Genomic DNA, 19,163 nt, shown 5'->3' with positions numbered 1-19,163 from the left:
ACCGTACCTACCGTATTGAGTTCAAAATACATACTTACAAGTATCCGCCTGACTAAGTTTTGTCAGTCAACCAGGCCCCAGGGATACCCTATTAACATTAGCTGGTATTAAATCTGTGGCGGTGGTAGTAGCGGGGATAACAACCGGCTCTAAAGTATTAACTTGAACCGATACCCCCCCGATTGAATATATACCAAATCCCATAATAATTTACTCCGGTATTTTAGTGTCATCTTCTGTGCCGCTTTCATTCCAAAATTTATCGCCGTAATTTTCCTGGTTTACCTCTTTTTCTCTAACGTGAAATCCCTTGCTTTTTAAAAAAGATTCTATATTAGAAGTTCTAGCATCCAAATCAGCAAATCTGCTGCTGATTTTTTGGAAAACCAAAGATAGAGAGCCTCGTAATTTCAGTTGCCGGGTATAGACTTCTTGAAAAAGTCCATCAAGGTGATTATCTCTTTTGATTAAAGAGTCTTGCTTGGCGTTTATCCAAAAAATTACTGTTATTAAAGCCCCCGCAAGACTGGTAATCCCCAAAAGAATTCCTAAAATTTCGGCAAAACTTATTTTCATAACTCATAGCCATATACTTTTATCTTATAAACCCGGTCCATTGATTCAGTATGATAGTATCTTCTAAAATTTTTCTTTAGTTCAAAACCAAAAAACTCACAATCAGGAGGCGGGGAATTTATGAGGAACTTGAGAATAAGCTCCCCATAATCAGGGAAAATCATTTGAGGCTGAGAGCAAATTTTCAGCCCACCCCCAACAGGCTGAAAAATTTGCCTCACCAAAACCCTGCTAATTATCTTAGGAATAGTAGAAATCGGCTCATAGAGCAATCTCACTTCAGATTGATTTGCCAAAGGTGAATGCACCGATTGCCAATAAAGCGAGGTGGGATAAATTTCGCCTACCAACTGCCACACTGTGCAAATTCCTCAAATTCCTCAAATTCAGCAAAAACATAATCATATTCCCCACCCAGCCAATACTCCCGAAATTCCATCGGATTAACAGGCCGCAGAACACCAAATTCATCCGCAACCAAGGCACAATTCTCTCCCTCTTTTTCTTGCTTTTTAGCAAGGGAAGGGGGTGGAAGAGAAAGCCACTGATAAAATTCGTCCCCGTCTTCGGGGGTGAGGATAGTATTACTGGAATTAGAGGTCTCCATACCTGCCGCCATCTATCAAAAAATACCCATCAGGGAGCGCATCCAACCTTACTGGATCGCAAAAGGTGGATACAGTATCCACGCCACTATTGCCTGTCCCCGCAACCGATTTGGCCACCCTGGGAGGAATAGGGAAATTTGCCCCCCAACAGATATCGCGATTTGCTGAAGTTGCAGCAACAACGCCTAGTGATCCCAGATCGCCTTGAATTTTAGCTACTTTCAATTTTGGCGAATAGAAGCCGTATTTTATCCCCCTCACCTCGACATAGTAAGGATCTACAGCCTTTTTCCCGCGAGGTGATTCAAATTTTGAAGATTCAATTTGCTTCCACCCTGCACTACCGGCTGCAGCGACTTGATCATAAGAACAAAAACTGGAAATCGAATAGGCCGATTCCTTGCGTTGAACTCGGACAGGGCGGGGACGACGAGGAGTGATTATCAGTTTTGCAATGAAAGCTCCTCCACTGATTGCCGGAGTATGCCCGAGGGTAGCTCCTTCAGTTGTGTCAATGGGGCTTCTGAATCCATAAAAGCCGATATCCGTAGTTGTCGCGCCACTGGATGCACCGACCTTTACTGCCACTAGCGGGCGATCGCCGTAAATCTCTGTCTTAGCCATATTTCTTCTCCAAATTTAGTAATTAAATCCACCAAAAAGCTACGCGCCCTGGGATTACTGAAGAACAGGAATATGACGAGAAATGGTTTTCACCGCGTAGAGGGTAAAGCTCCAGAAGGTCGGGACAACGGCTATCGGATTGCCGGTATCTGGATCTGCTACCTCGGTTTGCGCCCCTTCTTGTTTCCGCAACGAGGTCACATCCTCCCCGTCGGTCGTATTTGTCGCGTTTTGTTCCACCTGAGCATCATAAAAGGCTTGTAGCAATTTCTCCATATCGGGGATGAAATCGCCATCTACCGTATCGTCGATCGTGATGCTGGTTCCGGCTGGTAACTTCGCTTTAACTGCACTTTTCAGGATTTGCATAATCTAGCTAATCAAATTTAATTGCTTCCCTTCGATCATAGTGCTGCAACCTGCTTGCGGCAAGGGTTTGAGGCTATTTTCTTGACAAACCCTAAAGGGTATTTCCTTATAGGTTTAAGCTGTAGGTTTAAGTCGAACAGGGGTGCTTTAACGTTTTAGTTAGACCCCTAGGGGTTATTCCATTGTACTAGGAGGTAGAGGTTCATGAGTAAGCAGGTTTTCCAGGAAATCTGGCAGGTGCTACCCACTAATTCTAAAAGAGCCCTCTTGAGGAGATTTACCAAGGCAAAAGGGCGGCATTATTTCCGCCCACGGAGGGAATTATTTCGGTTGGTGGCGAAAGAAACCGGGCGAAGCGAGGAAGAAGCCGCCCGAATCCTTTACCAGATGCGGTGGGATATTGAGGCTGGGCGGTGGAAGCCAGAGGGCTTATAGAGGCGATCTCAGTAGTTCATTGAGAAGCTGCTGCCAGCCATCAGGGGGCGATTCTAGCCAGAGAGGGAGGCGATTTTCCCGGCTCACAAGCTTCCCGGAGAGTGTGGGCTTGCCGCTATGCCTCGCGTCGTCGAGTGCAATTAAATCCGAATTCTCTATCCAGCAAAAAGCTGGATAGACCCTGAAGCTATTTAAAGAAGGATAGCGCCGATCCCTTTTTCTATTTCCCGAATCGGTATCTATTCCGGTGGCACTTCTGCCCACAACGAATCCACCGGAAAGCTGTGCAAATCTAGCTAGATTCTGATACGCGCCATCCTCCGAACTCCCTCCGGCTACAAGCTGCGACAAGCCCTTAAGCCGAGTTTCTCCCACACTTCCCGCGACGTATCCGCGCGCGCTCCATCTTCCCCACTGAAGCCCCCCAGATCCGCCGCAAGCATCACGGAGTGATTGATAATTTAACTTTCCTCTATCAGGCATCGGGATGGATACCTGCCGGGGAGGGATTTTAATGCCATTTACCAGCTTGTTGAAAGGGGGCTTCTCATTGAGGGACAGCCTGATGTTAACTTTTAATTTTTTAGGCTGTTGGCGCAGATAATCATCAATTGGCCATCCTACGATTGCGCCAACATCGTACTCTTTAAGTTCATTTCTTAAAAGATTATATTGCGCCCAAATTTGAGAGACTTGGGCCACAATCAGCATGGGAGGCCCAACTAAGACAAATACAGGGGGTTTTTCACCCCTTTTACCCCCTGGCCAAAATTCCACAACACAATATCCCCGTGACTCCTCCGCTTCCTTGTTAATTCGTCGGAAAAAAGGCCTTTCCTTTAGTTCTTGTATGCCCCAGGGTTTTGCCTTATCTTTTAATTCAGGATGTAGAAATTCTGTGGCACTGGGGAACCCTCCCGAGAAATCCTCCAAGAATTTATCAAGGTCTATGGGAACCCCAAACCAATCTAAGCCAAACTGATAGAGTGAGGATAAGTGGGAGATTTGCTCCTTAATTGATTTTTCGGAGCCAGCCACTAAAAAGCTATTAGAATCCCTTGATTTATCGGGCCAAAACTGCACGATGTTATCCTTGGGATTATCTAACTTTTTAATCTCCTGCCTTACAAAGGCTTCTATTGTCCCCATTGCCTAAAATCCTAGCAGCGTAAAGGTTTGGGTTGAGGCTTCGTAGGTAAAACTTAAAAAATCGGAATAATTAGATTTTGCAGGATTTCTGGCACAAATTCCCCCAATATGACGCCCCCACTCTGGCCGGAATTTGAATTGATTATTTATATCGGTATTGCCTACCCACCCAGAAAAAATTACATTCCCGATAAAATTTCCAGGCAATTCGCTCTCTTCTGGCTTGAAGGCGTGGAGTTCGAGTGCTGCGGCCATCAACCTATCCCACTGAGGGATGAAAATTTGAATAGGGGGATTAAGGGCTAGACCAGGGGCGATCGCCACGTTGAAAATATATTCAGTCAGCGGCTGAAAGCTTGTTAATTCAAAGGCTTTGAATCCCGCTACGCCGCTGTCAGCATCAAAAAGTTTTGCAAAATTTGATTCAAAAATTGCCGGGTAAACAGCATCCAGGGCAAAATAAAGAATTTTATTTTGGCCAGTCGGGATACGAGTGCGAACTTTTAAGGGGATTGGAGGCATATCTTGCTCGGGTAGGATAAGAGGATCGCGAGAGAGGATTGTCGCACGGAGGGTACCAGGGCCGATCGCCCAGATTCCCCCAGCCTCGCCTCCCGCATCATCGCTAAAGTAGGCATTTCCGGGTTCCAGGGGGTAGATGGGCGCATCTGGCGAGGCAAAGGAGAGCCAGATCAGGGAGTTGGTGGAATTGTGAATAATGATTCGCCTAGGGTTTGGCCGGGAAGTGGCGGGGACGATCGCCTGGGGAATATCCGCGAATGTCTCAAATTCCGCCTGTTGATTAAAATTATAAGATTTTGTCAGGTCAACGCCGCTCCCACCTCCACCACTAGCGTTTATCAGCATGGTATTCCTCCGTCTATGGTGTTATTATAATGAAATTATATCTTTTAAACTTATGACGAATATCGCAATTGGGACAGGAGCCAGCTTGCTGGAAAGCGCGCCTCTGGAGCGGCAAACTCAGGAGCAATATACTTTAAGCATTTTGCAATTTTTACAAGCTAAAGAACGTGACGCAACTGCTAACCCCAATGGGCGGAATTATTTAAGATCCGACCATTCGGACGACAATACTATTCTGACCTTTTCCTGCTCAATTCCAGTAAGCTACTCGATTGAACCCGGCTCGGGAGCACTCCGGATTATTGCGAGTGAGTACCTTACTGGTATAACTTTCTCCAATGGAAGCGGTGGAACGATGCAATCCACCATCGCAGCTCAAAGCCTGATTGAATCAATTGCCCGCCAAGAAGCACTTGAAAATACAGGGAGCAAAAATCCCTTGGGTGCGGATTATGTAGATTGGTCAATCCGCAAAACGGAAAATCAGTATATGTTTGAGGCCAGCGGAAGGCTACCCACATTATCCACCCTGTCCGCAGACGGATCCGCGCTTCAAATTTCCGCTGTAGCTTACCTGGTGTAACATGGCGGATCCTATATTCTCTCAAAATTATTGCCGAAGCTTGGAATTTAACTCGGCTTCGGGAACGGGGATTCTAGTGCTGGCGGATTTCTCTCATTTGAAATTGGAGCCACATCGCCGTGAGCTTGAGCGATCGCACTGGGTCGGGGCGCGAGTGCGAATTGAAGATATTTCTCTCATGAGTTGGGTATTGAGAATGCAAGATCGCCCCACCCCACTCCCCCCCATTAAGGCGAGGGATAATTTCCAGCAAAAAGCCTTAAAACTGCGGGCGATACGAGATTTATTCCCGGAAATTAAGTTAAATTTTTATATTTCAATCAACAATGGCCCGTGGAGATTTAAAAATCAAATATCTTTACAAAATTTTGGAGAGCCATATTTCCCCTCGGTACTTAATCCAGGATTTACCCAAGGGGAGGTACTTGATACCTCAGAGGATACAAGGATCGGATGTCAGATCCAGGATGCAGGACATGGATTGCTGACCGGGAACGATCTGATAACACTTGAGTGCCATTACACAGAATATTTATCCTTGCAGCCCAAGCCTGCGATCGCCGCAGTAAAATCAGTTTCAATTTTCTCAAAAGATATCCCGGTCTGGCGTCCTGGGGAATCTTTCACCCCTGTGATGATTCGTGGATTTGCCCCGAATCGAATTGGGCTAATTTTAGAAAATGCGGGTGATGCAGAAATCTGGATTTCAATTGGTAATCCCCCCCGACTAGGGGAGGATGGATCAATTGAAGGGCTAGGGCTTTTCCACCGAGGATCGACCTTGAATTTAGGGCAGAATCAGCAGATAGCGAGGCCCGAAGCGGTATGGGCGATTGCTACGCCTCCGCAAGATAATCCCAACTTTGTCTCTAATTCCGTCCGGCTACAGGGAATGGAGGAACTCTTGTAATATGAAAGGAATTATCAAATCAATTGGGAAGGCTGCTTTAAGGTCTGCCGCGAAGAAAGCGGCACAATCTGCCCCATCCCGGGGAAAAGATGGGCGGGGGGAATCTGCCCCCTCCCCATCAGGAGGAATAAGGATTGGGGAGCCCCAATCCATTAATGAGCTTGAAGATCCGAATCGGAATGGATTAGGGATAATTATCCCTCCAGATCGACTTTCTCCCTGGGAATTAGCTGAGGAGGGATTTAATCCTTTCAATATCCCTCCTGGAGTCAGCATTGCGGGAGTGGAAATCACTCCCTGCTATACAATAATTACTTTTCAGAATTACCTCCTTGGATTCCGGTTTGGAACCTGGAGCATCACCTATCGAGAGGAGGGATGCAATCCAGACAAGCCAGAACCTGAGCCAGAACCCGAGCTAGAACCCGGACCGGAACCTAGCGGACCCCCTGGAAATGCTATCGGATGGACCTCTAGGTGTCCCTTTGTTACTATTCTATTTTGGGATTCCAGCTCGTTTTACCACTGGGACCACATTCATTCTCAACTTTCTAAAATAAACGATCCTTGGGGAAACGATTTAAGGCTCTCTTTGCGTACAGGGTGGCCAACGGAGTTATTTGATTTTGTAGGATTATCTTTTTCCGAACCCGTAAACCCTCCAAGTGGAATTATCGAGTACGTTGGGGCAGCACACTGGGTTAAAAGCTTTGAATTCTACGAGGGTTCCGTTTTTGCTCTTAGATTTAAAATTAAAGAAAAATATTTATTTGGGAAAATCACATCTTCTATGATCGCCGGGTGGATTAGAGCTATGGAGCCAATTCGGTGCTATATTCCGAACCAGCGGGATTTAAAAGATCCTTTGCTGCCTTATATAACTAATTTGTATTTTTTGACTCCCGAACCCGATTTAATTTATGGGGAAAGTAGGGCGAAGGAATTTAAATATAGAATGTTTTTGTATCCGCTTGTCCCCAATTGCCCCCCACCGGGGATAGTGGGGGGAGAAGGTGGACCCATTGAAAAATCAAAAGAAAAAATGGATGATTGCTGCGAGGAAATTCTGGAAACTTTGGCCGAGCAAGATGAGAAAATATCCCGATTATTAGATTTACTCGATCCAGAAGGGGCATGGCCGATTAAGGTGCCTGGGCAAATGATCCAACTGGATAATAAGGATGCTAAACCTTTAGAATTAAAAAGCTACCCGGAATTATGGGTGGCGCAACTAGCTACTCAGAATAGATTGAGAGAAGTGGCGGCACCACCTGGGGCGTGGCCTATCCAATTCCCTAAAGGGATTATCGAGCCAATGGGAGAGGGGGATTTGAAAATTCAATCCATTAGCGGAATGCTAACGGCCATTCTTCGCGGCTTGGATGCGAAGATTGGCCCAATAGTTAACGAGGTCCAGCTTTCGGACGGGACGCCTTTGGAGCCTGGAAAGCAAAGGATAAATCTCAGATTTTTTGGATTGAGTTCTCTCGCCTGTCAGATTCTTCAAATTGCGATGGATAATGAGGGGGATATAGATTTATCAAATAATATGCTTTTGCGGCTGGCAATGACTTCGGCGGCTACGCAAAAAGCAGCTACGCAATCCGCACTCCAAACCTCAGAAATTCTTGATGCGCTTGGGGCGAAGTATAACGATAAAGTTGAGGAAGTACCTTTTTTCTTTAACCCGCAAGCGGCAGCAGAAGTGGCGGAAAATTTGCAAAATACCGAGGAAAGTACCGAGGCGCTGATGGCTGCAATCTTAGATACTTCTACTCAAAAAATTAAATATTTGAGCGTAGACGAAAAGCGAAATATTGTGATGCGCTTGACCCAAATGGAGCAAGCCATCAATACAATCCAGGCGGGGCAGGCTGTCGAGTGGGATGGAAGTAAGGCGGGACTGACTGCCCTGATGAGTAGCTATATGCTGATTGACCAAATTCAGGATTATAAACTTAAGAAAGAGCTTAGGAATTTGGAAAATCAGGGAGATTTCGGAGAGTGGAGCAAGCAGCATGAGGCGGGATATCCTGAGGCTACGCCGACGGATGAATACTCGGATTCTTCTAAGCCCTGGGGGAGGAATCAATCCAATCAACCCAAAATCCGCAAAGTTGATAATAATCCAGATAGGGAGCAGTAAATGAGCTTTTTAGAAATTGTTGATGCCACCTTTCGAGGCATGGATCCGAGCGCCAGCCAAAAGCTTCAAGATTTTCAAAATTGGACTAAGCAAACCGGAACGCGGATGGAAGAAGCCGCCCGCAATATTACTACAAATCCGGAGAATGGTGCATCGGATGAGGGACTTAATAGAATTATCAATTCTATAAACCCAAACTCCGAAAATTCAAGGCGATCACAAGCGGAACTAGACTACAGAGATTCTTTTAATCGCCAGGTCGATGACTATGTGCGGCAAATTCAGCGAGATCTGAATTCGGCCACTAATTCAGAGGGACTGAGATTTGGGGGATATGATCCAGGATCCGATTCATCTCCTGCCTCCAGGCCCCGACAGCCTTTCGGCCTGGGGGATGCCACAATTAAAAATGAAATTACAACAAAGCCAAATGCCACGAAAGAAGAAGAAAAAATCAATACAAACGGACTTCAAGCGGCAGGAGACTGGGCATCGGGGGTTTACTCCGGTATCACCGGCTCGGAAATTTTCGGGGAACTCCGAGCGGGAATCGGAGCGCTTGATCAAGCCATTACGGGAGGGAGGCTTGGGCAGTTTATCCAAAGCACAAAGGAAGGAGAAAATCTCCTTGGGAAGGCGATTGACTGGCTCAAAGGTGGTAGCACTGGCGCAAAAATTACGCGAGGCTTTTTGATAGGTGGAGCAGTGGCTGCGGTTGTGAGTGGAGGCCTAGCTTTGGGGATAGCTTTAGGCGGGAGCGCGTTGGCTGCTTTAATTTCCCTGAAAGGGTTGGCGATCGCAGGTGCTGCGGCAGGAGTTGGAGCGCTTGTGTGGCCTGTGGCCAAAGGCATAATCCGGTGGGGTGTTTCCGCTTTCCAGCGCCTATGGAATTTTAATTTCAACGCCTCTGACGCAGATCTCAAGAAGATTCAAGAGCAGAGGATTGTTGCCCTCTACGGAATTGCAGGCGGAGCTTTGGGGTCCGCTCTGGGGCGATTGATTTGCGGTGCTGCAGGGGTCGGATCCGTTGGTGTTTTCAATCCTAAGTTAGCTGCAAGCATAGCGAGCATTGCTGGACCTGATCAGATGGATGAGATTCTGGATGAGATGGTGCTTTTACTGCGATCGGCCCGGGATGTGGCTGTTGCAGGGATTATCAGCCAGGGATATCAAAATATTCGCTCCTGGATCAAGGGAGCAGCGCGATCGCCCTATTTCAAGAGAAATTTCCCCCAGGCCGCTGGATTGATTGCGAAATGGGGTGAAGAGGGCGGATCGCCTTGGTCGTTCGCGATCGCCACTGAGAATTTTGTAGAAAGCATCAAAGATAAGCGGATCCAGAATTTCGTAGAAGAATTCGTAGAGGAATTTGGCGAGGGGTGCACCGAAAGCCTGCTTGCCCTTACAGTTGTTTAATGTTTAAACCAAGAAAAAAATGGGAATTCAATCTTGGAATATTCAAACCGGACAGCAACAGGGAGGAGTTTCTCCCCACGCCGAAACCCACCGCCAGGGTGGGACGGATGCGATTACTCCGGAGGCGATCGGGGCAAGGCCTGCGGGGGAACCCATCCCCTGGACAGAAATCTCTAACAGACCGGCCATTCAGACTTTTGAATTTAGCTCCTTTGAACCGTTTTTTTCTATCCCCCTTAATTTTCAAAACGATATTTACATCGCTTGTTGCTGCAAGTTAACGGGAGGGGGACACATTGGGGGACATGGTTTTGGGGGATTTCAGTATGATTTTTGGTTGCACCGACTTGACCCTTCCTCTCCCTTTTCCACTACTTTAATTCGAGATATTTACATCGGGCACGCCACTCAAGGGATTATTTTAGTTGTAGCGACTTCTTATGGGGTGGATATCAGGATAGTAAATCAATACGGTGGAACGCGAGATATGGTGCTTCAATTATCTGTTGCAGGTACTGGAGCATACAGGAAGCAAGTTATTTTTTAGACTGAAAATCCTCGTGTCACGAGTTCAAGTCTCGTTCCTGGCATAACTCAAAGCGCTGACTCTGTAAGACTTACAAGCTCGGCGCTTTTACTTTAGGCGGGTTTTAGCGTCAGTTAACGTCACTAGACAAAATGGGGGTTGTGACGTTAAGTTACGGTATGTGACGCTAAAATTTAGTTCAGAATTAGTTCAATGCCAAAGCCAATCACTGACTTGCTTTCACAGATAAATGCTGAACTAAAATCAGCTAAATGCGGTGTGGCTGTTTGTATTCGTGGCGATCGCCTCAGTTTACGAGGGACCTTTCCCCCAAAACCCAACAGCACTAAAACCAAACCTCATCAACAATATCTGGCCCTAGGTATCTACGCCAATCCCGCTGGTTTCAAACGCGCTAAATCTGAAGCTATGCGAATCTCTGGTCTCCTTGCTTGTAAAGAATTTGATTGGTCTCAATGGTTGGACCCTGAACCCCTTACTCCCTCTGATTCTAAAAAGATTGCAGATTTCTTACAAGAATTTGAGTTGGACTATTTTACAAGGAAAGCAAGGACGGCCAAAACCGAAACAACGTTCAAAGACTATCTCAAGAGTTGGGACCTGTTTAAGGATGTAAATGCACCCCTAAATCAAGAAACGATATTATTGGCAGTTCGTTCAACTCCACCAGATTCCCATAAACGGAAACGAACCTGTATGGCAATGAGGTCACTGGCTAAATTTGCAGGAATAGAGATTGACCTGAAACCCTATCAAGGGAAATATTCACCTTATGCGGCTATTCAGGAAAGAGATTTACCCAGTGATGAATTAATTGAAGAATGGCGAGAACGTATTCCTAATCCAGCATGGCAATGGGCTTACGGCATCATCGCCACCTACGGTATCCGCAGTCATGAATTGTTCTATCTCGACACCAGTCTTTTACATGAACCACCAGGGATTCTGATTGTCCTTCCTGGGGCTAAAAACGATAATCTACACAAAGTCTGGCCTTGTTTACCTGTTTGGTGGGAAAAATGGAAACTTTGGGACGTACATCTCCCTGAGTGTAGCGGTCCAGATAACAGTGCGCTGGGGCATCGTGTTTCTCGTGCATTTAATCGGTACAACATTCCTTTTCCGCCATATAATTTGCGTCATGCCTGGGCGGTGAGAACTGCTGTTGCTGGACTTGACCCGGCGATCGCTGCTCGGATGATGGACCATTCCCTTGATGTACACACGAAACTGTATCATCGTTGGATTGGGGATAAGCACTTTCAACAGGCTTGGGAAAATATGCGGTTCCAGCCATAAATTGTGAAATTTGTTCTTTCAAAGTGGATGAAACATCAATCTGTTTTAAGTTGACCAAGCCGACGAATCCATCTCGGACAATAGCATTGCTACTGTTCTTCAAATCGGTCTCGTAATAAATTTTCTTGATGACGGCACGAAATAATTAACTTGAGACAAGACAGACAAGGTTCGTATTGGACATAAATTGTTGCGCCCTCGGTTTCTATTCCATGTTTAGCTGCTTGGTCTATCGCATTCGCTTCCGCATGAACCGCTCGGGATGGTAAACTTTTATTGTATGTACAGCTATTCAATCCGGGATAACAAAAGCCTTGTTCTGTAGAATGAGCGTTACCTGATGGAAAATCGTTGTAACCTGTTGCGAGAACTTGCTTATTTTTTACAATAACTGCACCACCACCCAACCGCAAGACAAGTTGAACGCATAGCTACTAACTTTGCCCACCTGAGAAAATATTCATGCTCTCGTAGGTCTAATCATTAGTTTATATCCTGTAAAATATTTGTCAGAGCTTGAATATATTTCTATGTCAAAGTTTATCGGTTACATCCGGATGCAATAATTCCCACTTATGCCCATGACAATGATTCAGTAATAGATTTATCGGCGAATGAAGAGGTGACGCTACATCCGGAGGAACGCAAGTTAATTGGGACGGGAATTGCTATTGAGTTACCGCCATTGACGGAAGCACAAATTAGGCCGCGAAGTGGGGAACGCTTATAAACAGGGGATTACGGTTTTGAATACTCCCGGAACCATTGATGAAGGATATCGGGGAGAAATCAAGGTGATTTTAATCAATCATGGACAACCAGATTTTCAGATTATCAAAGGGATGAGAATTGCTCAAATGGCAATCATACCTGTTATCAGACCTGAAATATCTGTAGACTCAGGGAGATAAACGCCCTTTTTTAAGTCTGTGTTTTTCATACCATTTTGCTATATCGGGGACCCATTCTTGAAAATGCGGCCAAATTAAATTACAGAGTTTTTGGCATTCAAGTTGAGCATCCGGTTTGGCTCTCAGGTCGAGTAAGTGCATAAGACTTCGAGCATTAAACGAGACAATCCAGTGTTGACGGACATCAAAGGGAATAATACCTCGGGCTTGTTCTTCTGATGCTCCTTCCTCAATTAAAATCTGATAACGTTTAGCCGCTTCATTACACCAAGCTAAATCCCTTTGACGTTGTTGTTCACTATATTCATAACGTTTTCCTTGGCGATCGCTATATTCACCAACTGGACGTAAATAAAAAACCTCTTCAATATCTCTAATCCCTTTTGCAGCTTCAACAATCCTAATCCCTGAATATCTGCCAGATTGAACATCCATTGATATTCCTGTCCTGTGAGTCCTTATTTGTTGCATCACACTATGGGGAAAAAATCCACAATTGAACACAATTCCAACGTGCTCAATGGGTCCATAATGGCCCCGTTCTCCACTGAGAAGACGTTTAACTATTATGGACCCACATTTTTCTTCTGACAGCCAAGAATCTTTTTCATCATAGACAAAACCTTCACTATAATCTTGGTGCATTGCTGCATAAATTACTTGCTGAGGATTGGGAGTTTTGGCAATTACTTCTACTCGAAATCTTTCCATAATTTTCTGCTAAACTTTTAAAAGTTACTCACTTAACATTTATGAACACTAATCCATCTGATTCTTCAAATCGGTCTGATTCTGAATATTCATCAGATGTTTGGAGGGCTGTAATTGCTGACATGGAACAACGTCGGCGATTGGGAATCGAAATCTATGGTCAGCCGGTAGAAGTTAGTGAATTTAATACAGGACAGTATCTCTATGAGGAATTACTTGATGCAGCAGTTTATTTAAAAACCCTTCTTCTTTCTGGTCCTACTTTAGATGATTATCAATCTCAACTACTAGCCCATGATTCCCGATTTCAATTACTGATTCTTGCTCAGAATCTAAATGCTAATTCTGATGATTTACAACAGAATTTAGCTTTAGCCTTGAGATATATTGCCCAAATTGCTAAATTTCATGGTATTAAATTAAGTGATTTGAGCCAACTCCGACAATAATTATTGAGCCAATTGATTTCCTTTTTGCCATTGAGTAAACCAGTAATGCTGTGCTATTGCTGGTAAAATTTCATCCTCTGACTCCACAAACACTATTTGACCTGAAACAGATTTATTGAAATATTCTTTTAAGTTATGCAAACGTTGATTAATTGCTTGAACAAGCGATAAGCCTTGATAAGCATAAATTTCTCCATTAAATTTGTAGACGGTAATACTAAACTTTTCGAGTTGATTACCGAGATTTACCTATTAATTTGAGGGGGTTGTTTTTTCAGAATTGGGAAAAAACTTAAGTTCATTTTTCACATATCGGACAGCTATTCCCACTGAATATTGAGATAATAGTTTGAAAAACTGTTGACGAACTATAGCTGGTAATTGTTTGACATCAACCGTTGATTTTTCGACATCGGTTGAATTTTCCGGAAAACTTTCAATATTCAGTTGATTTTTTAGTTTCTCAATTTTATCTTGAAGACTCTTGATATATTTTTGACTGGATTCTACCAGGATTTTAACATCTTTTTCCGAATCAGTCGATGGCAAAACCACACCTTTCTTTTGAGCATTTTTTTGGGAAATAGACCAAATTTTCTTGATTTGTCGATTATTGAATGCAGCAAAGACTTGTAAATTTAGTGCCGAATAAGTAGAAACTGGAATGTTCAAAAGTCTTTCAATTTCAGCACAGCGGAGTTCAATAAAATAATCTTGATGGAATTCGTTCGTAAACAATTCTTGCCACGAAGAATATCCAACCGACTTAAATCCTCCCTGTAATTCAAGGTTGTGCAATTCTATTCGGATTTGTTTCCAATCGTTCTGAAACCCCAAATGTCGAATGTTCTGCAAAATATTATTGGACATTATCGGTATCTCCGTTTTTCAGGGGGCAATGACTGAACATTATCTATCGCACGGCAATTTACTCTATATCTGGGAGCCACCCCGTCACTGACATTGATATAGTGTTTCCCATGTTTCCAGCGTCCATCATTGATTCGGTCTCGCATTTGTCGAATCGATAACCCTAATTTTGGAGATGCTTCAGTCAAAGTCATCCATTCTGATTGTTCCTGAGTTTTTATTTGTTGTAAACATGATTGGAGATTAGCGATCGCCACTACTAATTCATTAGTTGCTTGAGCTACTGTTTCCAATGCCTCTGTTAATTCTTTAGACATCAATTTTCTCCCGATAATAAACGGGAAACATGGCTTGAGATAAATCTAATTCTTGTTGTTCAGTTTGAGACCTAAGCAGTTCCAAATATTCCACATCCATTTGAAAAAATTCAGCTAACTTTGGCAGACTCATCAAGACTTCATCTGATTGGGGGTCAAGTCGATTATTTTCTAATTGGGACAACCACCGATAATCAATCTCTAACTCTTTTGCAAATTCTTTAATACTGAAGTCTAATTCTCGCCGACCGCTTCTGATTGCGTGTCCTAATGTGATTTTTGTTTCCATAATTGACGAAGTTTTCTGGGATTTACGAACTTTTCAAATCTTGTTCTAATTTAGTCAAAACCTGAAATAAATCTGAGAGTTGTTGATTATTCATCAGGCGGCTATCGTTAACACCATAGCGATTAACCAGTAGTTGTTTTAGCTCCGTTTCATTAAATCCTAAAGAAATAACTGACTTAATCAAAATCGTAGTTTCTTTAAAAATTTCTACATCAACATCAACATCAACATCAGCAGAAACCTCAACCGATTTCTTCATTTTCTGCAATTCCGAAACTGGAACCGATTGAATAATTTCTTCAGTTTCCCATTTTTTTCCTCCACTACGAGGTTGGGTTCCAATACAGAGAAAGGCCAGGTTTTGATTACTGGATAAGGAGCGAATAATCCCTGCTTGATTATTCCACTGTACTTTTTCCCCTATCTTGAATTCTTCATTAAAACGGGTTACAACTATTTCCCCTATTTGGGTCCCATGTAGTTTCATTTGATTTCCAAAATCAATCAGTTCCTCGCGGCTCATCAGAGCTTGAGACAATTTAGAATATCTCTGCTCCATAAAAGTTCTTAAAACAGCTTTTGATACTCCTTGATTTGCTAACTCCATGAATATCTCATGTGTCTGTTTCCTTGCTCCCGAAACTGATAAGTCCACTGATTCTTTTTTACCTGCTTCTTTAAATTCACTTTCAGATTCAGAAACAGAAACATTCTCAGATTCAGAAACATTCTCAGAAACAGAAACAGAAATATTCTCAGAAACAGAAACAGGAGAAGGAAGGAGAGAGGAAATAAATTTGAGGCGATCGCGAACTGCTTTATCAAGACTTTGCCAGACTTGACGTTTAACATCATCTGGCATAGGAGCAGTAATCTCAATAAGCATTTCCTTGTCAGCTTGCTCAAAATTAGCTACATCTATTAGTAAATCGCACCATTCCTTAATAGTTAACCGATTTTCTTTTTCCACCACTATTGCGGTCATTAAAACTTTTTGTCCTGTAAAATTATCACACTCTTGAGAAGACCCTTTATCAGACCAATTATCAGAGCTAATATCAAGCCCATTTTCAGAAACATTCTCAGGAACAGAAACATTCTCAGGAGCACAGAGTAAATTTTCGACGGATTCATCAAGAATTTGGTCAATCGTAGGACTGGTATCGGTATCAGTTCTTAACCTAATTCCCCCAATAGATTTTCTGCCTTTGGAATTTCTGGTTCTGAAACAATTCCATTTCAAAGTTTGAGAACACAGTTCCATTAAATCCGCACTAAAATTATTGATTGATTTTGGCTGTAAACCGGATTGACGACAAAACAGATTATACGAACCGAATAATGTAGATCTTTCAGGATGATATGCTGAATCTTTCCATTCATCTTTATCAGAACCAATTTGAGTTGTGGCCGAAGTATCAGGAATAATCCATTCAGATAACCAAGCAGCGATGGAATCAGTACGGATTTTAGATTCCCAAAGAACTGGGGACAAATTGTTATTGTCAATTCCGCGTAAAGTTCTTTCAATGACACATTCAGGGATACTGAGTAAATAATTGGTAAACGCGGGTAATTCGGGTTCAAATTCAGATTCTAAATCCCGTAACTCAGACGGAGCAGGTTTATGGAGAAATTCGGCCATTAATACCCGTCTGGTTAGCCATGACCCTGCATCTGTATGGAAGATAGGGAAATTTGACGTAACCACTGCCATACCTGAAAACCTAAATTGGAACCCATCTTTGTATAGACGACGGGCATTGAGTGGGTCTTGTCCCGTGAGTCTTTTGAAGTTTCCGAGTCGGCCCAGTACCTTATCTTGGTCAGGTAACAGCAGTAATCTTTTTCCAAATACTTGAGCGACTGCGTGTTTATCTTCTAAATCTGGCAATGACAAAGTAACCACATTTTGTTCTCCAATTAATGCAGCTAATAAATTTGTCAATGTTGATTTGCCTGTGCCTCCTACCCCAATTAAATGAAGAAACTTTTGCAGGTCGGCTCGTCCCCGCAATACAGCAGCGGCATAACACAGTAAAAGGTGTTTGGCTTGAGGATTATTTGTGGCAACATCTAACCAATTATCTATTTTTGACCAATCTGTTGAAACAACTGAATAAGGTCTAGGTAATGCCCAAGTTAATCTATGACCCGGGGAATGTTCTGTAAATTGGCCTGTTGATAATTCAAGAACCCCATTACTAAAAGGCAGAATATCTCTATTGCTGCGTTCATTCCATATTCGAGAAAATAATAAATATCGCAGAATTCCTACAATATTTTTGATATATTTAGGAGTATAGTTGGTAATATTCTGGGAACAGACAATATCATTGATTGATGTTTCTACAAATACTTCGGAGACAGGTGACCAGACCCCTGAAGAAACTAACCCATACATCATCCATGTATTATGTTCATCGTTCCATAGAATACGGTCGCGATAATCCTCTGCTATTTCTTTAGCTATCTCTGATGCTGATGGAGGTTTATTAGTGGGTTTGGCTGACTGGCTTTTAGATTGATTGGCGATCGCCTCTACAGCATTATGAATTTCTGCTTCTAATTTTTCAATAAATTTTTCGGGAGATAGAACGGCTAAGATTTCCGCAATATCTCCTTTTTCTTGTAGTTCCTCATAAATTGCTAATGGAGACAATTTTATAAAAGGTAGACCGGCTTTTGCACAAGCACAGGAAATTGCTTGAGCTTTTGTTTCTCCAGCTTTATCATTATCTGGCAACATAGCTACCAGAGTATTTTGGTTATAGGTTTTGATTCGGGAAATCACATCAAGAATTTCATTAGAACTCCAAGCGCCACCCGAGAGAGTGATAGCAACTAATCCGAGAGAACGAGCAATTTCCACACATCCTTCACCTTCAAGAAAAAGGAGAACTGGAACTGCATCAGGATTTTCTTGAATTGATTCTTCAATAGCTGCAATTGCTTCATCTTCACGATAAGCAGGCCAAACTGTATCACCTTTAGTCCAAACTGGAGCACCATCTTCATCAATGGAACATTGTCTGAAAGTTTTGCTGTAACCTTTTGGGTTTGATTCATCATTCCATTGAATCCGCCAACTAGAGCGACCATTGCCATAATCGTAACAGATTCCAATCGCATCATCTGGTATGCCCTTTGGAATAAAAGGAGGACATTGAATTTCTGGATAATTGACGGCTATTTGTTTTAATAATTCAAGTTTTCCAACAGGCATTAATGCTTGTTTTTTGACTGAAGTTTTTGGAGATTTAATATATTTTTGGGGTTGTGAAACTACTTTACTCATAGTTGACCTTAGACTAAGAATTTCTCGAATATCTTCTACTGAACACCCATGCCAACATTGATAAGCACCTGAGTTAGCATTGATTGTGAAGTCGTTCCCGTTACAGATTGGACAATGGTAACGGGTTTTCCCTCCTCCTTTAGTTGGAGTCAGGCTTTCGACATAATCCAGGATATTGAAGGTCATTGATTTTCCAAATTTTTGAAGGTTGACCGTAGCGTGAATTTTTTGTTTTTCTGCTGCACAGAATTTTACCTTCACAGAGTAAACGATTTAAGTGAGAAATTGTTTGTTGATAAGAACAAGGAAGCTGTCCAGCAATTTCTTTTGTTGTTTTCCATTGACCATCATTGAGGAAAACTAAGATTTGGTTACATCTTTGTTTTCCTAAACGACGATTTTTGGATGCCCATTTTACGAGATTTATCATCCTAAAGCCAGAGATAATTGTTGAGGTATTTGAACAATGTCTGTCCAATTCCAAGTAGGTTCAGCTAATCGTTTGATGAAAATCAGTTTTTTCCCTGATTTTTCTTGTTTCCCATGACGAGAACGTTGATTTTGTGTGACTCCCCATTGTTCAAAACCGGCAGCTTTATAAATCGTTCCTGAATGTCCGGCTCCCTCGTCAGCATGAGAAAGAATTAATCGGATGTGATAAGGAAAAAGAGGACATTTCAGCGGGGGATGATGCTCAATCCAATCACGTTGTACCCTGGTTGACTGACAAAACTTAGTCAGGCGGATACTTGTAAGTATGTATTTTGAACTCAATACGGTAGGTACGGT

General features: G+C 43.0%; 24 protein-coding genes. 10 read left to right on the top strand and 14 right to left on the bottom strand.

The window, feature by feature from the left end; genetic code table 11:
* Positions 1–210 precede the first annotated feature (210 nt).
* Genes NG795_RS27740 through NG795_RS27720 form a run of 5 tightly spaced genes read right to left on the bottom strand, consistent with a single transcriptional unit; the run spans position 211 to position 2,177 of the window.
* Complete coding sequence (locus NG795_RS27740) at positions 211–576, bottom strand: hypothetical protein (protein WP_367291826.1); 366 nt, start codon at positions 574–576, stop codon at positions 211–213.
* A complete protein-coding gene (locus tag NG795_RS27735) occupies positions 573–935 on the bottom strand; it encodes a hypothetical protein (RefSeq protein ID WP_367291825.1) in 363 nt (120 codons plus the stop codon). The genes NG795_RS27740 and NG795_RS27735 overlap by 4 nt, the downstream gene beginning before the upstream one ends.
* Entirely contained in the window at positions 920–1,183 is a 264-nt protein-coding gene (locus tag NG795_RS27730; protein WP_367291824.1) for a hypothetical protein, read from the bottom strand. The genes NG795_RS27735 and NG795_RS27730 overlap by 16 nt, the downstream gene beginning before the upstream one ends.
* Entirely contained in the window at positions 1,170–1,808 is a 639-nt protein-coding gene (locus tag NG795_RS27725; RefSeq protein WP_367291823.1) for a hypothetical protein, read from the bottom strand. The genes NG795_RS27730 and NG795_RS27725 overlap by 14 nt, the downstream gene beginning before the upstream one ends.
* Positions 1,809–1,862: 54 nt before the next feature.
* A complete protein-coding gene (locus tag NG795_RS27720; RefSeq protein ID WP_367291822.1) occupies positions 1,863–2,177 on the bottom strand; it encodes a hypothetical protein in 315 nt (104 codons plus the stop codon).
* A gap of 204 nt (positions 2,178–2,381) precedes the next feature.
* On the opposite strand from NG795_RS27720, the gene NG795_RS27715 reads away from it, so the two are divergent.
* The gene (locus NG795_RS27715; RefSeq protein ID WP_367291821.1) at positions 2,382–2,612 is read left to right on the top strand and encodes a hypothetical protein; all 231 of its coding nucleotides are present in this window, start codon (positions 2,382–2,384) and stop codon (positions 2,610–2,612) included.
* On the opposite strand, the gene NG795_RS27710 is transcribed toward NG795_RS27715, so the two are convergent.
* Entirely contained in the window at positions 2,607–3,761 is a 1,155-nt protein-coding gene (locus NG795_RS27710; RefSeq protein WP_367291820.1) for a hypothetical protein, read from the bottom strand. The two genes, NG795_RS27715 and NG795_RS27710, sit on opposite strands and share 6 nt — an antisense overlap.
* Positions 3,762–3,764: 3 nt before the next feature.
* Entirely contained in the window at positions 3,765–4,628 is an 864-nt protein-coding gene (locus NG795_RS27705; protein WP_367291819.1) for a hypothetical protein, read from the bottom strand.
* 52 nt (positions 4,629–4,680) lie between these two features.
* On the opposite strand from NG795_RS27705, the gene NG795_RS27700 reads away from it, so the two are divergent.
* The 6 genes from NG795_RS27700 to NG795_RS27675 all read left to right on the top strand — a co-directional run bounded on the left by NG795_RS27700 (position 4,681) and on the right by NG795_RS27675 (position 11,529).
* Entirely contained in the window at positions 4,681–5,211 is a 531-nt protein-coding gene (locus NG795_RS27700; RefSeq protein ID WP_367291818.1) for a hypothetical protein, read from the top strand.
* A gap of 1 nt (position 5,212) precedes the next feature.
* A complete protein-coding gene (locus NG795_RS27695; RefSeq protein ID WP_367291817.1) occupies positions 5,213–6,121 on the top strand; it encodes a hypothetical protein in 909 nt (302 codons plus the stop codon).
* Between the two features lie 814 nt (positions 6,122–6,935).
* A complete protein-coding gene (locus NG795_RS27690) occupies positions 6,936–8,267 on the top strand; it encodes a hypothetical protein (RefSeq protein ID WP_367291816.1) in 1,332 nt (443 codons plus the stop codon).
* A complete protein-coding gene (locus NG795_RS27685; RefSeq protein ID WP_367291815.1) occupies positions 8,268–9,683 on the top strand; it encodes a hypothetical protein in 1,416 nt (471 codons plus the stop codon). It abuts the gene before it with no gap.
* A 19-nt stretch (positions 9,684–9,702) separates the two neighbouring features.
* Positions 9,703–10,230: a hypothetical protein gene (locus tag NG795_RS27680; RefSeq protein WP_367291814.1), complete on the top strand. Its 528-nt coding sequence runs from the start codon at positions 9,703–9,705 to the stop codon at positions 10,228–10,230.
* A gap of 192 nt (positions 10,231–10,422) precedes the next feature.
* Positions 10,423–11,529: a site-specific integrase gene (locus NG795_RS27675; RefSeq protein WP_495855885.1), complete on the top strand. Its 1,107-nt coding sequence runs from the start codon at positions 10,423–10,425 to the stop codon at positions 11,527–11,529.
* A gap of 89 nt (positions 11,530–11,618) precedes the next feature.
* On the opposite strand, the gene NG795_RS27670 is transcribed toward NG795_RS27675, so the two are convergent.
* Entirely contained in the window at positions 11,619–11,936 is a 318-nt protein-coding gene (locus NG795_RS27670) for a deoxycytidylate deaminase (protein ID WP_436836096.1), read from the bottom strand.
* 113 nt (positions 11,937–12,049) lie between these two features.
* On the opposite strand from NG795_RS27670, the gene NG795_RS27665 reads away from it, so the two are divergent.
* Both NG795_RS27665 and NG795_RS27660 read left to right on the top strand, forming a co-directional pair.
* Complete coding sequence (locus tag NG795_RS27665) at positions 12,050–12,259, top strand: dUTP diphosphatase (protein WP_367291827.1); 210 nt, start codon at positions 12,050–12,052, stop codon at positions 12,257–12,259.
* Positions 12,243–12,440 carry a dUTP diphosphatase gene (locus NG795_RS27660; RefSeq protein ID WP_367291813.1) on the top strand — a complete coding sequence of 66 codons (198 nt, stop codon included), beginning with the start codon at positions 12,243–12,245 and terminating at the stop codon, positions 12,438–12,440. Before NG795_RS27665 ends, NG795_RS27660 begins: the two co-directional genes overlap by 17 nt.
* Here NG795_RS27660 and thyX read toward each other — a convergent pair.
* A complete protein-coding gene (thyX, locus tag NG795_RS27655; RefSeq protein WP_367291812.1) occupies positions 12,429–13,151 on the bottom strand; it encodes an FAD-dependent thymidylate synthase in 723 nt (240 codons plus the stop codon). The two genes, NG795_RS27660 and thyX, sit on opposite strands and share 12 nt — an antisense overlap.
* A gap of 122 nt (positions 13,152–13,273) precedes the next feature.
* Between thyX and NG795_RS27650 the strand changes: the two genes are divergently transcribed.
* On the top strand, positions 13,274–13,600 hold the full coding sequence (locus tag NG795_RS27650) for a hypothetical protein (protein WP_367291811.1): 327 nt from the start codon (positions 13,274–13,276) through the stop codon (positions 13,598–13,600).
* 252 nt (positions 13,601–13,852) lie between these two features.
* Here NG795_RS27650 and NG795_RS27645 read toward each other — a convergent pair whose 3' ends face one another.
* The 5 genes from NG795_RS27645 to NG795_RS27625 form a co-directional block, all read right to left on the bottom strand.
* Entirely contained in the window at positions 13,853–14,470 is a 618-nt protein-coding gene (locus tag NG795_RS27645; protein ID WP_367291810.1) for a hypothetical protein, read from the bottom strand.
* Positions 14,470–14,787, bottom strand: coding sequence for a hypothetical protein (locus NG795_RS27640; protein WP_367291809.1), 318 nt, complete (start codon positions 14,785–14,787; stop codon positions 14,470–14,472). Before NG795_RS27640 ends, NG795_RS27645 begins: the two co-directional genes overlap by 1 nt.
* Positions 14,780–15,076, bottom strand: a complete 297-nt coding sequence (locus tag NG795_RS27635; RefSeq protein WP_367291808.1) for a helix-turn-helix domain-containing protein — start codon at positions 15,074–15,076, stop codon at positions 14,780–14,782. Before NG795_RS27635 ends, NG795_RS27640 begins: the two co-directional genes overlap by 8 nt.
* 22 nt (positions 15,077–15,098) lie before the next feature.
* Positions 15,099–18,635, bottom strand: coding sequence for a DNA primase family protein (locus NG795_RS27630; protein WP_367291807.1), 3,537 nt, complete (start codon positions 18,633–18,635; stop codon positions 15,099–15,101).
* 165 nt (positions 18,636–18,800) lie between these two features.
* On the bottom strand, positions 18,801–19,163 hold a 363-nt coding region (locus NG795_RS27625; RefSeq protein ID WP_367291806.1), incomplete at its 5' end, for a Mom family adenine methylcarbamoylation protein.

Source organism: Laspinema palackyanum D2c, assembly GCF_025370875.1.
GTDB lineage: Bacteria > Cyanobacteriota > Cyanobacteriia > Cyanobacteriales > Laspinemataceae > Laspinema > Laspinema palackyanum.
This window is presented reverse-complemented; position numbering and strand designations above follow the sequence as displayed.

Bases quoted from the DNA above. Each gene is read 5' to 3' on its own strand.
- NG795_RS27740 (WP_367291826.1), bottom strand. From the start codon at position 576: ATGAAAATAAGTTTTGCCGAAATTTTAGGAATTCTTTTGGGGATTACC.
- NG795_RS27730 (WP_367291824.1), bottom strand. From the start codon at position 1,183: ATGGAGACCTCTAATTCCAGTAATACTATCCTCACCCCCGAAGACGGG.
- NG795_RS27725 (WP_367291823.1), bottom strand. From the start codon at position 1,808: ATGGCTAAGACAGAGATTTACGGCGATCGCCCGCTAGTGGCAGTAAAG.
- NG795_RS27720 (WP_367291822.1), bottom strand. From the start codon at position 2,177: ATGCAAATCCTGAAAAGTGCAGTTAAAGCGAAGTTACCAGCCGGAACC.
- NG795_RS27715 (WP_367291821.1), top strand. From the start codon at position 2,382: ATGAGTAAGCAGGTTTTCCAGGAAATCTGGCAGGTGCTACCCACTAAT.
- NG795_RS27710 (WP_367291820.1), bottom strand. From the start codon at position 3,761: ATGGGGACAATAGAAGCCTTTGTAAGGCAGGAGATTAAAAAGTTAGAT.
- NG795_RS27705 (WP_367291819.1), bottom strand. From the start codon at position 4,628: ATGCTGATAAACGCTAGTGGTGGAGGTGGGAGCGGCGTTGACCTGACA.
- NG795_RS27700 (WP_367291818.1), top strand. From the start codon at position 4,681: ATGACGAATATCGCAATTGGGACAGGAGCCAGCTTGCTGGAAAGCGCG.
- NG795_RS27695 (WP_367291817.1), top strand. From the start codon at position 5,213: ATGGCGGATCCTATATTCTCTCAAAATTATTGCCGAAGCTTGGAATTT.
- NG795_RS27690 (WP_367291816.1), top strand. From the start codon at position 6,936: ATGGAGCCAATTCGGTGCTATATTCCGAACCAGCGGGATTTAAAAGAT.
- NG795_RS27685 (WP_367291815.1), top strand. From the start codon at position 8,268: ATGAGCTTTTTAGAAATTGTTGATGCCACCTTTCGAGGCATGGATCCG.
- NG795_RS27680 (WP_367291814.1), top strand. From the start codon at position 9,703: ATGGGAATTCAATCTTGGAATATTCAAACCGGACAGCAACAGGGAGGA.
- NG795_RS27675 (WP_495855885.1), top strand. From the start codon at position 10,423: ATGCCAAAGCCAATCACTGACTTGCTTTCACAGATAAATGCTGAACTA.
- thyX (WP_367291812.1), bottom strand. From the start codon at position 13,151: ATGGAAAGATTTCGAGTAGAAGTAATTGCCAAAACTCCCAATCCTCAG.
- NG795_RS27650 (WP_367291811.1), top strand. From the start codon at position 13,274: ATGGAACAACGTCGGCGATTGGGAATCGAAATCTATGGTCAGCCGGTA.
- NG795_RS27645 (WP_367291810.1), bottom strand. From the start codon at position 14,470: ATGTCCAATAATATTTTGCAGAACATTCGACATTTGGGGTTTCAGAAC.
- NG795_RS27640 (WP_367291809.1), bottom strand. From the start codon at position 14,787: ATGTCTAAAGAATTAACAGAGGCATTGGAAACAGTAGCTCAAGCAACT.
- NG795_RS27635 (WP_367291808.1), bottom strand. From the start codon at position 15,076: ATGGAAACAAAAATCACATTAGGACACGCAATCAGAAGCGGTCGGCGA.